The organism is Bradyrhizobium sp. CCBAU 53338 (assembly GCF_015291665.1).
In the GTDB taxonomy this organism is placed as follows: domain Bacteria; phylum Pseudomonadota; class Alphaproteobacteria; order Rhizobiales; family Xanthobacteraceae; genus Bradyrhizobium.
In genome coordinates this window covers 1231988-1245877 of sequence record NZ_CP030048.1, presented here as the reverse complement: position 1 = coordinate 1245877, position 13890 = coordinate 1231988, and the positions used below count along the sequence as shown (strand labels likewise).

Below are 13890 nucleotides of genomic sequence, written 5' to 3'. Positions count from 1 at the left end.
CGTGCTGGATGCCCCGGTCAAGCCGGGGCATGACCGCGTCGGAGAATGAGAATTGCCTCAAACGATAATGGCCGGGATTGAACCCGGCCATTGATGATGATTCGCGACGACCGTCTCAGGTGTTCTTCAACGCGACGCGGAATTCGGCCTCGGTCTTTTCCTTGACCTCGTCGAGCGTCACGCCCTCGGCGAGCTCGATCAGGGCCATGCCGCCGTCGCCGTGCTTGTCGATGGTGAACACCGCGAGATCGGTCACGACCATGTCGACGACGCGCTCGCCGGTCAGCGGCAGGTTGCACTTCTTCAGGAGCTTGGCGCCGTCCTTGGCGGAATGCTCCATCACCACGACGACGCGCTTGACGCCGGCGACGAGATCCATCGCGCCGCCCATGCCCTTGACCATCTTGCCGGGGATCATCCAGTTGGCGAGATCGCCGTTCTGGGCCACCTGCATGGCACCGAGGATCGACAGATCCATGTGGCCGCCGCGGATCATGCCGAACGAATCCGCGCTCGAGAAATAGGAGGTCGACGGCAGCTCGCTGACGGTCTGCTTGCCGGCGTTGATCAGATCGGCGTCCTCTTCGCCCTCGTAGGGGAACGGGCCCATGCCGAGCATGCCGTTCTCGCTCTGCAGGCTGACGTCGACGCCGTCGGGAATGTAGTTCGAGACCAGCGTCGGGATGCCGATGCCGAGATTGACGTAGTAGCCGTCGCGCAATTCCTTCGCGGCGCGCGCAGCCATCTGTTCACGGGTCCAGGCCATGTGCTCTCCTTAGGCGGCAGTACGCGGGCGGGTGTTGCGGAATTCGATGCGCTTCTTGGCGGTGCCGACCTCGACGATGCGCTTCACGAAAATGCCGGGCGTGTGGATGTGGTCGGGATTGAGTTCACCGGCGGGTACCAAATGCTCGACCTCGGCCACCGTGATCCTGGCGGCGGTCGCCATCATCGGGTTAAAGTTGCGCGCGGTCTTGCGGTAGATCAGGTTGCCGGCGGTGTCGCCCTTCCAGGCGTGCACGATCGCGAGATCGGCGAACAGGCCGCGCTCCATCAGATACTTCTCGCCGTCGAACTCCTTCACTTCCTTGCCTTCGGCGATCAGCGTACCGACACCGGTCTTGGTGTAGAAGGCCGGGATACCGGCGCCGCCGGCGCGGATGCGCTCGGCCAGCGTGCCCTGCGGATTGAATTCGAGTTCCAGCTCGCCGGCGAGGAATTGCTGGGCGAACAGCTTGTTCTCGCCGACATAGGACGAGATCATCTTCTTGATCTGGCGGGTTTCCAGCAGGCGGCTGAGCCCGATGCCGTCAACGCCGGCATTGTTCGAGACCACGGTCAGACCCTTGACGCCGGAGTCGCGGATCGCATCCGACAGCGACTCGGCGATGCCGCAGAGGCCGAAGCCGCCGGACATGATCATCATGTTGTCCTTGAGAACGCCCTCAAGAGCCGACTTGGCGTCGGGATAGACCTTGTTCATGCAAAAAACCTCGACTTAACCTGAGAGGCGCCGCGCCTTGTTGGCGGCGATTATTAGGCGAAATCGTCCGAAGCCGTCAATGATACGGGGTTCTCCGTCCAGGTCGCTGGTGCTAGAAGCTGCCCACGCCGTGGGCAGACCGGTCCGCGGCCTTGAAAGCGACAAGAAAACCCTTCAAGTTGCGGGGGTTGGGCGTGGGGGCGCGCAGGTTTCCCGCCCCGCCCTTCTGGCTCCAGCGACCAACTCGATCAGGACATGCCATTGACCATGGCCCAAGGAATGAAGCGCCTCGGGACGCCGATCGCGGCGCTGCTCGGCGTCGCGCTGATCGCCCTGATCGCGACCTCCTGGCTCATCAACCGCGACGCGCTGCGCAAGGCGGTCGAAGCGCAGATCCGCGACGTCACCGGGCTCGAGCTCAGCGTGACGGGCAGCATCGATATTTCCGTGCTGCCGGCGAGCTACATCTCTTTCCATGACGTCGGCCTGAAGGGCGGCGGCGCCGGCGACCCCGCGCTCCATGTCGACGTGCTCACCGCCAATCTCCGGCTGTTGCCCCTGCTGCTGCAACGATTCGAGATCGCCGACCTGACGCTGCTGCGGCCGCACATTCATGTCAGCCTGAAGCCGGATGGCGAGAGCAACTGGACACCCTTCATCCAGACCATTGCGCGGACGATGAAGCCCGGCGCCGACAACGAGGTCTCGTTCTCCGAGATCAGGCTGCAGGACGGCGTGCTCAATTACGAGGACGCCGCTACACATGCCACCGAGAAGTTCGAGGACATCGACCTGTCCCTGGCCTGGCCCTCGATCTCGCGCTCCTTCGCCGCAACCGGGCAGTTCGACTGGCGCGGCGAGCGCGTCGACGGCTCGATCAGCTTTGCCGATTTCGTCGCAGCCCTCTCCGGCGACCGATCGGGCCTGAAGGCGAGAATCGCGAGCACACCGCTGAAGCTCGCCTTCGACGGCAGCGTCGCCAACCGCACCAGCCCGATGATGGAGGGCATGCTCACCATCGACAGCCCGTCGCTGCGCAACGCGCTGCGCTGGACCGGCCAACCGCAGCCCGGCAGCGGCGGCTTCGGCCGCTTCACGCTCAAGGCGCGCGCCAATGTCGTCGGCGCCTCGATCGCGCTGACCAACGTCAATGTCGAGCTCGACGGCAATGCCGCCGAGGGCGTAATGACCTATGCCAATAACGGCCGGCAGACATTGCAGGCGACGCTCGCCGCCGATGCGCTCGACTTCACGCCCTATATCTCCACCTTCCGCCTGCTCGCCAGCGGCGCGCGCGACTGGAACAGGCAGCTGTTCGATCTGAACGGGCTTTCGAGCACCGACCTCGACATGCGCCTCTCCGCAGCCAAGTTGACGGTCGGTCCGACCAAGCTCGGCCGCACCGCGATCGGCGCCAATTTGCGCAACGGCACGCTGGCGCTCTCGGTCGGCGAGGCGCAGGTCTATGGCGGCATCGCCAAGGGTTCGTTCGGCATCTCGCGCTCCGACGACGTCGCCGACATCAAGGCGCAGTTCCAGTTCACCGACGTCGATCTTCAGGCCTGCGCGACCGAACTGTTCGGTCTCAACAAGCTGTCCGGCCGTGGCAACATCAACGTGTCCCTGCTCGCGTCGGGCTCGAGCCCGTTCGGCCTCGTGCAGTCGCTCGACGGCACCGCCACGGTAACGGGGCATGACGGCGCGATCTCCGGCTTCAACGCCGAGCAGCTCTTGAAGCGGCTCGAGCGCCGGCCGCTGTCCGGTGGCGGCAATTTCCGCAGCGGCTCGACGCCTTACGACAACCTCACGATCGCGGTGAAATTCGCCGACGGGATCGCCACCGCCGAGGACATCCGCATCGAGGGCCCCTCGGCGAAGATCACGCTGACCGGCACCGCGTCGGTGCCGACGCGCGAGTACGACATGAAGGGTGTCGCAAGCCTCAACACGACATCAGGCTTTCAACTGCCCTTCATGGTGCAGGGTCCGTGGGACGATCCATTGATCTTCCCCGACCCCGAGGCCCTGATCCGCCATTCGCCTGCGGCGTCTCCCTTCCTCGACCTCTTGAAGCAGCGCATCACCGGTGGAAAGCGGCAGGCGCCGGAGGGATCGCCGACGGCGGAGAATTCCAAAGAGGGCGCGAAGTCCAACTAGCGCGAACGACGCTTTGGCCCAGTTCACGGGCCAGCACCTCGCGGTCACAGGCATCCCACAGCGAAACGGTGATGGCCCAACACTGCTGATCATCCTGGTCGGGGCCCGTGCTTCCAGTCTCGCTTCTCCCATGCCTTGATTTCTTGATGGCTGCGGAGACGGCGGGCTTCAGGCCGCCAACACCGAATGCGGCACGTGCGACCGGCGCGCAAAAACCTGGCCCTCGAAGATCCGCCGGGCTGTTCGCTGCACCCTGGCGACCGGCCCGGGCTCCAGTCGGACCACGAGCTCGCCGGAGGGATGGGCGAGGGTGATCGGGACCGGCGGCACCAGCGGTCCGACCATCTCTGCGGCAATCGTCCCTGTCGTGACACACGCCGTCGCGATCGCGACGGCGCCGGTTACCGCCAGCGCGCTATGGCAGTCGTGCGGCATGAAGTATCGCGTGCTCAGCGTCGCCTCGCTGGCAGGCGCAATCAGAATCGGCTTCGGAATCACCATCGACGCCGGATCCGGAAAGCCCATCAGGCGTCCGGCCTCGATCCGCAGTCTTTCGAGACGCCCGCGGAAGCCGCTGTCGGCGAAATCGGAAGGAGCCTCGCGGCCGGTGCATCCAAGATCTGCGGCGCGGACCAGCATGACCGGCATCGCCGCGTCGATGCAGGTCACATCGATCCCTTCGATGCGGTCAGTCGGCCGCCCCGTCGGCAGCAGGCGACCGGTGCGTGCACCGGCAGCGTTCGGAAACGAGAGTTCGATGGGTGCGGCCGTTCCCGGCACACCGTCGATCCGCGCCTCACCCTCGTAAGTCACCCGCCCTCCGGGGGTGGCGACCGTCGCATCAATCAGCTTGCCGGTGTTGACATTGTGGATGCGGAGACGGGTCCGATCTCCGCCAGCGGCGACAAGGCCGGCTTCGATCGCGAATGGTCCCACGGCCGCCAGCATGTTCCCGCAGTTGGGCGACGTGTCGACGATCCCCTCACGAACACGGACCTGGGCGAACAGGTAGTCGACGTCCGCGCCGGGCACCGTTGCCGGGCCGACGATCGCGACCTTGTTGATAACGGCATTGCCACCACCGATTCCGTCGATTCCAAGATCGTGTCCGCCTCCCATGACCGACAACAGCAGCGCATCGCGCAATCCGGGATCAGCCGGAAGATCGCTGGCCAGAAAGAACGGCCCGCGCGAGGTCCCGCCGCGCATGACCACACAGGGAATGGCAATCTGATCGTTCATGGCTGATCCGTTCGGCGACATTCTTGGCTCGAACCAAACATCCTCTCTTGCAACTCTTCTGTAAAATGCAAATATCTGAAGTATTAATGCATATATCGGTATAATCGCGAGATGGGGCCATGAACGCGGAACTGCTCGACCTCAAGGCATTCATCACCGTCGCGGAGACCGGAAGCTTCGTGCGCACCGCGAAGGCGCTGAACCTATCCCAGCCGGCGCTCAGCCGGCGCATTCAGAAGCTGGAGGAAAGTCTCGGCGCACCACTGCTCGAACGCTCGACGCGTCATGTCAATCTCACCATGACCGGCCGCGACTTCCTGCCGAAGGTGCGTCGCCTCATCGACGAGTTCGAGACTTCGGTGCTCGCCATCCAAGATATCGGCGCGCGGAGTTCAGGTTTGGTCTCGATTGCCGCGGTGCCGACGGCGGTGTTCTATTTCATGCCGCGCGCGGTCGGCCGGTTCGCCGACGCGTATCCGCGCATTCGCATCCGGATTCTCGACATCGGCGCCAACGAGGGATTGGAGGCGGTGGCACGCGGCGAAGTCGACTTCGGCATCAATTTCATCGGGGCTTCGCACGCCGAGATCGAATTCGAGAAACTGGTTGAGGATCCCTTCGTGCTGGCTTGCCGTCATGACCATCCGCTGGCATCGCGCAAACAGGTGAGCTGGTCGGAAATTGTGTCGCACCGGGTCATCACCGTCGGTCGCAACAGCGGCAATCGCGCATTGATCGACAATGCGCTGGCGCGACAGGGCCTGCAGCTCAACTGGTCCTACGAGGTCGCTCACCTATCCGGTTCGCTCGGCTTGGTCGAAGCGGGACTCGGCATCGCCGTGCTCCCGAGGCTGGCGACGCCCGCGGCCGGCCATCCGATCATTCACACCGTCCGTCTGGTCGAGCCGGAAGTGTCGCGGACGATCGGCATCGTGCGCAGGCGCGGGGCGACACTGTCCCCTCACGCCAGCCAATTCCTCAAGATGCTTCTGGAGGCATGGCGCTCTCCGTCCCTGACCGGCGGGCAAGGCAAGCCGCGATCGTCCCGCTCGAAGTAGGTGTCGCCGGCGACGAGCAGGTGCGCGGGTCTGCATGGACCAACTGGACACACATGGCGAATTGATTGCCGGGAATCGATGCGATGATTGGATCGATGCGCGCGTTAAGCATCTCAGAGAGCCCGATCCCCCTCGACCTAGGTCTGACAACATGCCGCTAGATCGGATGGCAGCCATGGGCTAGTGTTTTATACGACCGGTTAAAAACGCCGGCCGTTTGAGGGAGAAAAACGTGAGATCCAAGGTTATTGGCGCAGTATCATTGGCGGTTGCTGCGGTTGGGCTGTTTGCGGCCACTGCACCCGCCTTTGCACAGCAGAAGACGATCACGATCTGGTGGGTGAAGGGTTTCTACAAATCCGAGGACGACGCGCTGCTCGCAGCGATCAAGAAATTCGAGACCAAGAGCGGCATCAAGGTCGAATTGTCGCAATATGCGGTTCAGGACATGATTCCGAAGACCGTCGCGGCGCTGGATTCCGGCACGGTGCCCGACGTCGCCTACTCCGACACGTATGACGTGCAGGCGGCGGGCAAATGGGCGTTCGAAGGCAAGCTCGAGGACCTCTCCGACATCCTCCTGCCGATGAAATCCGAGTTCGCGCCAAACACGCTGGAAACGGCTCTTCTCTACAACGACCAGACCAAGAAGAAGGGCTATTACGGTTTCCCGCTGAAACAGCAGACCATGCATGTCAACATCTGGAATGACATGCTGGAAAAGGCAGGCTTCAAGCAGAGCGACATTCCGACCAAATGGAACGATTATTGGTCGTTCTGGTGCGACAAGGTGCAGCCGGGGATCCGCAAGGCTACCGGTCAGCGCCTCTACGCGATCGGCCAGCCGATGGGCGTTGAATCCACCGACGCATTCCAGTCGTTCTACACCTTCATGGACGCCTACAACGTCAAGCTGGTCGATGACGACGGCAAGCTTACGGTCGACGATCCCAAGGTCCGCGAGAACCTGATTCACGCAATGAAGGACTACACCGACATCTATACAAGGGGCTGCACGCCGCCGTCCTCAACGACCTGGAAGGACCCCGACAACAATGTCGCCTTCCACAACAAGACGATCGTGATGACCCACAACTTCACGATCTCGATTCCGGCGAAATGGTACGAGGATTCGATCAATCCGGCGCTCACGCAGGAGCAGCGCGATGCCGGCAAGAAGGCCTACTATGATGACATCATCACCACCGGCTTCCCCAACAAGCCTGACGGGACGCCGATGAAATACCGCTCCGACGTCAAGACCGGCGTGATCTTCACCGCCTCCAAGAACAAGGCGGAAGGCAAGGAATTCATCAAATTCCTGCTCCAGGAAGAAAATTTGCGGCCCTACGTTGAAGGCGGCCTCGGCCGTTGGTTCCCGGTGACGAAGGCCAGCCAGCAGAGCCCGTTCTGGCAGGCCGACAAGCACCGCAAGGCAGCCTATACGCAGTTCACTGGCGGCACGATTCCGTTCGACTTCACCAAGAACTACAAGTTCACGATCCTGAACAACGAGAACGTGTTTGCCAAGGCGATGAACCGGGTGGTCAGCGAGAAGATCCCGGTCGACAAGGCCGTCGACGAGATGATCGCCCGCATCAAGCAGGTTGCAGGCTAAGTTCTCTTTTTTCCTCTCCCCGCTGGCGCGGGGAGAGACAAAACGCTAACACCGGCCGCCTCGTGCGGCCGGAAGTCCTTTCAAAGAGTCCCAAAGAATGGCGATCACGCTCTCTGGCGATCAGACGATCCCCGCTCCGCCCCTGTCGTCGCGGCTGACCCCGGCGCAGGTCTGGGGCATCGTGCTGCTCGCGCCCTATATGCTCGTATTCCTCGCTTTCGTCGTTTATCCCGTCAGCTACGGCCTGTGGCTGGCGCGCCACCCGGCAAGCTATGTCGAGCTCTACAACGACCCCGTTTTCGCGCGCGCCGCGATCAACACACTGATCTTCCTGGTCGTCGGCATCAACATCAAGATGCTGATCGCGCTGTTCTTGTCCGGCTTCTTCGCGCAGCAGCGCACCTGGATCAAATGGCTCTCGGTGATCTTCATCCTGCCCTGGGCGGTGCCGTCGATCCCGACCATCCTCTCGGTGCGATTCATGCTCAATCCCGAATGGGGCATGGTCAACCAGATCATATTCAAGCTCACCGGCGAAGACGGTCCGAACTGGCTGAACGATCCGACGGTGGCGCTCGGTATGGCGATCGCCGTTCACATCTGGAAATCGCTGCCGTTCTGGACGCTGATCCTGATCACCGGACGGCTCGCCATCGCGCACGACCTGTTCGAGGCGGCGGACGTCGACGGCGCGAGCTGGTGGCAGAAATTCCGCTACATCACCTGGCCATCGATGCAGACGCTCTACGTCACCTGCACGCTGCTCTCGATGATCTGGACGCTCGGCGACTTCAACAGCGTCTATCTGCTCACCGGCGGCGGCCCGGCCGACCTTACGCACGTGCTGTCGACGCTCGGCATCCGCTATCTCCGGCTCGACCAGCTCTCGCTCGCAATGGCCTCCATCGTCTGCGCGATGCCGTTCGTCCTGCCGCTCGTTTACTTCATGATGAAACGGTTGTCGCGATGAAGCTCCCCACCCTGCGCGAAGTCGCGACCGAAGCGCGGTTGCTCCTGATCGGAATCCCGGTGTTCATCTGGACGATGGTGCCGATCTACCACATGTTCCTGTTCGCGATCTCGCCGAAGGAGGATGCGTTCTCCGGGAAGATGTGGCCGGACCATCCGACGCTGCACAACTTTTCGATCGTGTTCCATGAGCAGCATTATTTCCTGCGGGACTTTTACGTCCAGTTCTGGAATTCGGTGGTGATTGCGGCTGCCGTCGGCGCACTGACGCTGTTTGTCGCCACCGCGGCCGCGTTCTCCATTTCACGGCTGAAGGTGCCGGGTGGGCGCATCGTGATGAATCTCGCGCTGTTCACCTATTTCATTCCGGCGGCGTTTCTCGCCGTGCCGATGTATCGCACCATGGGCAATTACGGCCTTCTGAACAATCGCTGGTCGCTGATCCTGGCGATGGTAACGATCGCCAGCCCCTATGCGATCTGGGTGCTGAAGCAAGCCTCCGACAAGCTGCCGGTCGAGCTGGACGAAGCTGCAGTGATGGACGGCGCCACCACGCTGCAGATCTTCCGCCTGGTGTACCTGCCGCTGATGATGCCGTCGCTGGTCGCGATCGGCACTTACGCGGTGCTGCTCGCATGGAACGAATATCTCTATGCGTTCCTGCTGCTGTCGAACGATCAGGACATCACGCTGCCCGTCGCGCTCGGCAACTTCCTCTCCGCCGACGATTCGCCTTGGGAGCTGCTGATGACCACCGGCTTCATCTACGCGCTGCCGCCGGCCGCGATCTACTACGCCTTCCGCCGCTACATGGTAGGCGGCCTCACGGCGGGCGCGGTGAAGTCGTAGCTGCCTCTCGTCATTGCGAGCGAGGCAATCCGGATTCCTGCCGCGGCGACGGTCTGGATTGCTTCGCAACTTTGTCGCGAGCTCCTCGCAATGAAGGCAGGGATCACAACGGAGCCGCGCTCTCGCCCTGCGAGCTCGACAGTTTCGAGACCAGCGAGGCGATGACGATGACCACCGCGATCAGTGCGATCACCAGCGTGCAGATCGCGTTGATCTCCGGCTTCACGCCGAGGCGAACCTCGGAGTAGATCCGGATCGGCAGCGTCGCCGATCCCGGCCCCGTGGTGAAGCTCGCAATCACGAGATCGTCGAGAGAGAGCGTGAAGGCGAGCATCCATCCGGCAACGATCGCCGGTGCGATCAGCGGCAGAGTCACCGACAGGAAGGCGCGGACGGGCGCACAGCCGAGGTCCATCGCCGCCTCCTCCAGCGAACGGTCGAGCGAGCCGAGCCGCGACTGCACGACCACGGCGACAAAGCACATCGTCAGCGTGGTATGCGCGATCGTCACCGTCCAGAAGCCGCGCTCGGCGTTCAGCGCGACGAACAGCAAGAGCAGCGACAGTCCCGTGATCACCTCCGGCATCACCAGAGGGGCATAGAGCATGCCGGAGAACAGCGTACGGCCACGAAAGCGTTCGCCGCGCGACAACGCCACCGCAGCCGCCGTGCCGAGCAGCGTCGCGATCGTCGCAGAAGCGACCCCGACCCGCAGGCTCATCCAGGACGCCTCGATCATGGCGCGGTCGGCAAAGAACTCGTGATACCAGCGCAGCGACCAGCCGCCCCACACCGTCACCAGCCGCGAGGCGTTGAAGGAATAGATCACGAGAATGAGGATCGGCAGATAGAGGAAGGCGAGCCCCAGCGCCAGCGAAGCGATGTTGAAACGGGACAGGCGGGAGATTTTAGGCATCTCACCGCTCCTCCAACTGTCGCCGCTGCAGCCGCTCGTAGGACAGAAGCGGCAGCAGCAATACCACGAGCAGCACGATCGCCACAGCGGAGGCGACCGGCCAGTCCTTGTTGGTGAAGAACTCGAGCCACAGCGTCTGGCCGATCATCAGCGAGTCGGAGCCGGCCAGAAGATCCGGGATCACGAACTCGCCGACAACAGGGATGAAGCACAACAGCACGCCGGCGCCGACGCCTGGCAGCGACAACGGGAAAGTGACGAGCCAGAACACCTGCCAAGGCGGCGCGCCGAGATCGGAGGCGGCCTCCTCCAGCGCCGGCTCCATCTTGGCGAGCGTGGCGTAGAGCGGCAGAATCATGAACGGCAGGTAGGAATAGACGATGCCGATATACATCGCAGTGTCGGTGGAGAGCCATACCACGGGCTCGCTGACCAGATGCAGCGCCAAGAGGATCCGGTTGAGCAGGCCGTCGTGCTGAAGGATGTTGATCCAGGCATAGATGCGGATCAGGAACGAGGTCCAGAACGGCACGATCACCAGCACCATCGCCACCGCCTGCCAGCGTTTTGGCAATCGCGCCATGCCATAGGCGATGGGATAGCCGATCAGCAGCAACAAGGCCGTCGCCGTCACGGCAACGGTGAGGCTGCGCAGATAGGCGAATACATACAGGTCGTCGGAGGCGAGCAGCCTGAAATTGTCGACCGAGAGCGCGGCAAAGGCCGCGCGGATCGCCGTCCACCCCGCCGTCAGGTCGAACACCGGCTCGTAAGGCGGCTGCGCGATCGCCGTCTGCGACAGGCTGATCTTCAGCACGAAGCCGAACGGCACCAGGAAGAACAGCACCATCCAGACATAGGGCGCGATGGCGGCGAAACGCGCCGGTCGCGCGAAGATCCGGCGCGCGCTCATGACGGCAGCACCACGCAATCGTCGGGCGTAAACCAGGCGACGACGTGCTGGTTCAGGCTATAGGCATCGACATCGAGCCGCGCGCTGTTGGCGACGGACGCCTGTACCGTCCCGCCCGTATCGAGCTTCACCCGGTAGGTGGTGGTGCCGCCGAGATAGCAGATGTCAGCGATCACCCCGTCGAGCCGGTTGATTGCAGTTTCATGACCGGCCTCGCTCGCGGGACCACGCCGCGACAGCTTGACCTTCTCGGGGCGGATCGCGACCGAAAATCTTGCCTCGGCGAACGGCTGGCCCGGCTCGGCCACCACCAGCGTCCCTGCGTCAGGCGTGCCTACGACCAGGCGATGACCGTCGCGCAGTTTGGTTTCGGCGTCGAACAGGTTGATGTCGCCGACGAACTCCGCGATCCAGCGCGAGCGCGGCGCCTCATAGAGCTCGCGCGGGGCGGCGACCTGGGCGAGCTTGCCTGATTTCATCACGCCGATTCTATCAGCCATCGTCATCGCCTCTTCCTGGTCGTGGGTGACGATGATGAAGGTCATCCCGAGCCGGCGCTGAAGCTCCATCAGCTCGACTTGCGTGCTCTCACGCAGCTTCTTGTCGAGCGCCGCGAGCGGCTCGTCGAGCAGCAGCAATTGCGGCCTTCGCGCCAGCGCGCGGGCCAGGGCAACGCGCTGGCGCTGGCCGCCGGAGAGCTGGTCGGGCTTGCGTTTCTCCAGCCCTTCGAGCTTCACCAGCGCGACCATCTCGGCGACACGCGTTGCGACGTCGACGCGCGCCATATTGGCGCGCTTGAGACCGAAGGCGATATTGTCGCGCACCGAGAGATGCGGAAACAACGCGTAGTTCTGGAACATCATGTTGATCGGGCGCTCGTGCGGCAGCGCCTGCGCAATGTCCTTGCCGGCAAGCAGGATGCGACCTTCATCCGGTGCCTCGAAGCCCGCGAGCATGCGCAGCAGCGTGGTCTTGCCGCAGCCGCTGGGGCCGAGCAGCGCAAAGAACTCGCCGGCCCTGATGTCGAGCGATACGCCATCGACCGCACGGAACGACCCGAACGTCTTGGCCACGCCCTCGATCCGCAGCAACGGCTGACCCGCGGAGGGATTCGCATCTACGCCAGCGGCGTCTGTCCTGGGCAATTCGTCAGTCATCGTCCCTGCCAACCCTAATGCCGCCGCACGCTAGCGGCGGATCGGCCATTGCTCAACCGGTTCGAGACGGATCCGCCATGAACGCAGCCAACGCGTCGCGATCCGCCGCGGGCATGGTCAGGCCGAGCTTGGAGCGGCGCCACAGGATGTCGTCGGGGAAGCGTGCCCATTCATGGTCCATCAGATAGCGGACCTCTGCGCCGGTCAGGTCGGGGCCGAAGACGGGGCCAAGATCGTCTCTGCTCTTCGCTGCGCCCAGCACGCCCGGCAGTCGCGAGCCGTAGGCCGCAACCAGACGCCGGGCTTGCGACTCCGAAAGCAGGCCCCAGCGGTGGCGCGCGAGGTCGACCTCAATCTCGAAACGATCCCAGGCGAAATCGCCGCCCGGCAATGCTGCGCCCGAAGTCCAGGGTCGTGACATCGGATAGAACGGCGTCAACCGCGTCACTGCCCGCTCGGCGCGAAAACGCGAAGTCGTGATGTCGCCGCCAAACATCGTGAGCAGCGGCGCCTTGCGCCGGCGTGCGTGGAACAGTGTCGTGCCGTCGCGGCGTCGTGCGGATTCGAGCGACAGGTTGACACCAGTAACCGTGCGTACCACGTTGGTCGGAGCGACGCGCTCGCGGAAATAGCGGCTTGCAGCGTCGCAGAGATAGCCGACATCGGCGCCCGGCATCGCGACGATCGCGGGATCGCCGGTGAAGTCGCGCGTGACGGTGCCGACCAGCGTGAAATCCTGCGCGAACGGGCTTGCGAAAATCAGCCGTCCATCGCTGTTCTGGAAGACATAGACGTTGTCCGATTCGTAAAGCCTCGGAACGACGATCTGGCTCATCTGCCTCGCGACCATGGCCGGCTGCGGCTGCCGGAGCACGGTCTCCGCGACCATCGACGTCCAGCCGCCGGTGGCGTTGGCCAGCGAACGCGCCGTGATCACCCGGCGATGCCCGCGATCGACCAGCGCGAGCCGCCAGATCTCGGTCCTGTCGGCGCGCACGCAACGCGCCCCGGTCCGGATCACGGCGCCGCGCTCGGCAGCATCCAACGCCGTGAGCACCACAAGGCGGGAATCATCGACCACGCAGTCGGCATATTGGAAGGCGATGCCGAACGGACGCTTCAGCGCGTTGCCGACGGGATGATGCGTGACGTCGAGGGTGGCCGATCCTGGCAAACCGCCGCGATCCGTGAGCGCATCATAGGCATACAGGGCGGCGCGCAGCAGCCATGGCGGACGCTCGTCGGAATGGGCGGGGATCACAAAACTCATCGGCCGCACCAGATGCGGCGCGATTCGAACCCAGGTCCGGCGCTCGGCCAGCGCCCGGCGCACCCGCCAGAAGCCGCGCCGCTCCAGCACCGACAAATCGCCGTGGATTAGCCGAGGTGTCGCGGACGATGCGGCGCCGCCGAGATCGCCCTGCTCGATCAGGATCACCCGCAGCCCGCGGCCGGCGGCATCGCGCGCGAGGCTGACGCCGTTCAGGCCGCCACCGATGATCGCGAGGTCGTAATCCGCCATGAAACC

The 13890-nt window shown here is 63.6% G+C and carries 12 protein-coding genes; 5 read left to right on the top strand and 7 right to left on the bottom strand.

Annotation, left to right across the window (positions count from 1 at the left end; translation table 11 throughout):
* Nucleotides 1–115 precede the first annotated feature (115 nt).
* Together XH90_RS06025 and XH90_RS06020 are read right to left on the bottom strand one after the other, a co-directional pair.
* Nucleotides 116–766, bottom strand: coding sequence for a CoA transferase subunit B (locus tag XH90_RS06025; protein WP_194479673.1), 651 nt, complete (start codon nucleotides 764–766; stop codon nucleotides 116–118).
* Between the two features lie 9 nt (nucleotides 767–775).
* A complete protein-coding gene (locus tag XH90_RS06020) occupies nucleotides 776–1483 on the bottom strand; it encodes a CoA transferase subunit A (RefSeq protein WP_194479672.1) in 708 nt (235 codons plus the stop codon).
* Nucleotides 1484–1750: 267 nt separating this feature from the next.
* Here XH90_RS06020 and XH90_RS06015 point away from each other — a divergent pair, with 267 nt between their 5' ends.
* Nucleotides 1751–3640 carry an AsmA family protein gene (locus tag XH90_RS06015; protein ID WP_194482602.1) on the top strand — a complete coding sequence of 630 codons (1890 nt, stop codon included), beginning with the start codon at nucleotides 1751–1753 and terminating at the stop codon, nucleotides 3638–3640.
* A gap of 168 nt (nucleotides 3641–3808) precedes the next feature.
* Here the strand turns inward: XH90_RS06015 and XH90_RS06010 are convergent, their stop codons facing one another.
* Nucleotides 3809–4882: a 4-oxalomesaconate tautomerase gene (locus XH90_RS06010; protein WP_194479671.1), complete on the bottom strand. Its 1074-nt coding sequence runs from the start codon at nucleotides 4880–4882 to the stop codon at nucleotides 3809–3811.
* A 119-nt stretch (nucleotides 4883–5001) separates the two neighbouring features.
* Between XH90_RS06010 and XH90_RS06005 the strand changes: the two genes are divergently transcribed.
* The 4 genes from XH90_RS06005 to XH90_RS05990 all read left to right on the top strand — a co-directional run bounded on the left by XH90_RS06005 (nucleotide 5002) and on the right by XH90_RS05990 (nucleotide 9376).
* Nucleotides 5002–5940 carry a LysR family transcriptional regulator gene (locus tag XH90_RS06005; RefSeq protein ID WP_194479670.1) on the top strand — a complete coding sequence of 313 codons (939 nt, stop codon included), beginning with the start codon at nucleotides 5002–5004 and terminating at the stop codon, nucleotides 5938–5940.
* Nucleotides 5941–6172: 232 nt separating this feature from the next.
* Nucleotides 6173–7558, top strand: coding sequence for an ABC transporter substrate-binding protein (locus XH90_RS06000; RefSeq protein ID WP_194479669.1), 1386 nt, complete (start codon nucleotides 6173–6175; stop codon nucleotides 7556–7558).
* 97 nt (nucleotides 7559–7655) lie between these two features.
* On the top strand, nucleotides 7656–8528 hold the full coding sequence (locus tag XH90_RS05995) for a carbohydrate ABC transporter permease (protein WP_194479668.1): 873 nt from the start codon (nucleotides 7656–7658) through the stop codon (nucleotides 8526–8528).
* Complete coding sequence (locus tag XH90_RS05990) at nucleotides 8525–9376, top strand: carbohydrate ABC transporter permease (RefSeq protein WP_194479667.1); 852 nt, start codon at nucleotides 8525–8527, stop codon at nucleotides 9374–9376. Before XH90_RS05995 ends, XH90_RS05990 begins: the two co-directional genes overlap by 4 nt.
* 103 nt (nucleotides 9377–9479) lie before the next feature.
* On the opposite strand, the gene XH90_RS05985 is transcribed toward XH90_RS05990, so the two are convergent.
* The 4 genes from XH90_RS05985 to XH90_RS05970 are packed head-to-tail and all read right to left on the bottom strand — an operon-like array spanning nucleotide 9480 to nucleotide 13884.
* The gene (locus XH90_RS05985; protein WP_194479666.1) at nucleotides 9480–10292 is read right to left on the bottom strand and encodes an ABC transporter permease; all 813 of its coding nucleotides are present in this window, start codon (nucleotides 10290–10292) and stop codon (nucleotides 9480–9482) included.
* Between the two features lies 1 nt (nucleotide 10293).
* Nucleotides 10294–11205, bottom strand: a complete 912-nt coding sequence (locus XH90_RS05980; protein WP_194479665.1) for an ABC transporter permease — start codon at nucleotides 11203–11205, stop codon at nucleotides 10294–10296.
* Entirely contained in the window at nucleotides 11202–12362 is a 1161-nt protein-coding gene (locus XH90_RS05975) for an ABC transporter ATP-binding protein (protein ID WP_194479664.1), read from the bottom strand. Before XH90_RS05975 ends, XH90_RS05980 begins: the two co-directional genes overlap by 4 nt.
* A 52-nt stretch (nucleotides 12363–12414) precedes the next feature.
* The gene (locus XH90_RS05970; protein WP_194479663.1) at nucleotides 12415–13884 is read right to left on the bottom strand and encodes a glycerol-3-phosphate dehydrogenase; all 1470 of its coding nucleotides are present in this window, start codon (nucleotides 13882–13884) and stop codon (nucleotides 12415–12417) included.
* Between the last annotated feature and the right edge of the window lie 6 nt (nucleotides 13885–13890).

Bases quoted from the DNA above. Each gene is read 5' to 3' on its own strand.
- XH90_RS06010 (WP_194479671.1), bottom strand. From the start codon at position 4,882: ATGAACGATCAGATTGCCATTCCCTGTGTGGTCATGCGCGGCGGGACC.
- XH90_RS05970 (WP_194479663.1), bottom strand. From the start codon at position 13,884: ATGGCGGATTACGACCTCGCGATCATCGGTGGCGGCCTGAACGGCGTC.
- XH90_RS05985 (WP_194479666.1), bottom strand. From the start codon at position 10,292: ATGCCTAAAATCTCCCGCCTGTCCCGTTTCAACATCGCTTCGCTGGCG.
- XH90_RS05980 (WP_194479665.1), bottom strand. From the start codon at position 11,205: ATGAGCGCGCGCCGGATCTTCGCGCGACCGGCGCGTTTCGCCGCCATC.
- XH90_RS06020 (WP_194479672.1), bottom strand. From the start codon at position 1,483: ATGAACAAGGTCTATCCCGACGCCAAGTCGGCTCTTGAGGGCGTTCTC.
- XH90_RS05990 (WP_194479667.1), top strand. From the start codon at position 8,525: ATGAAGCTCCCCACCCTGCGCGAAGTCGCGACCGAAGCGCGGTTGCTC.
- XH90_RS06015 (WP_194482602.1), top strand. From the start codon at position 1,751: ATGGCCCAAGGAATGAAGCGCCTCGGGACGCCGATCGCGGCGCTGCTC.
- XH90_RS06005 (WP_194479670.1), top strand. From the start codon at position 5,002: ATGAACGCGGAACTGCTCGACCTCAAGGCATTCATCACCGTCGCGGAG.
- XH90_RS06025 (WP_194479673.1), bottom strand. From the start codon at position 766: ATGGCCTGGACCCGTGAACAGATGGCTGCGCGCGCCGCGAAGGAATTG.
- XH90_RS05975 (WP_194479664.1), bottom strand. From the start codon at position 12,362: ATGACTGACGAATTGCCCAGGACAGACGCCGCTGGCGTAGATGCGAAT.
- XH90_RS05995 (WP_194479668.1), top strand. From the start codon at position 7,656: ATGGCGATCACGCTCTCTGGCGATCAGACGATCCCCGCTCCGCCCCTG.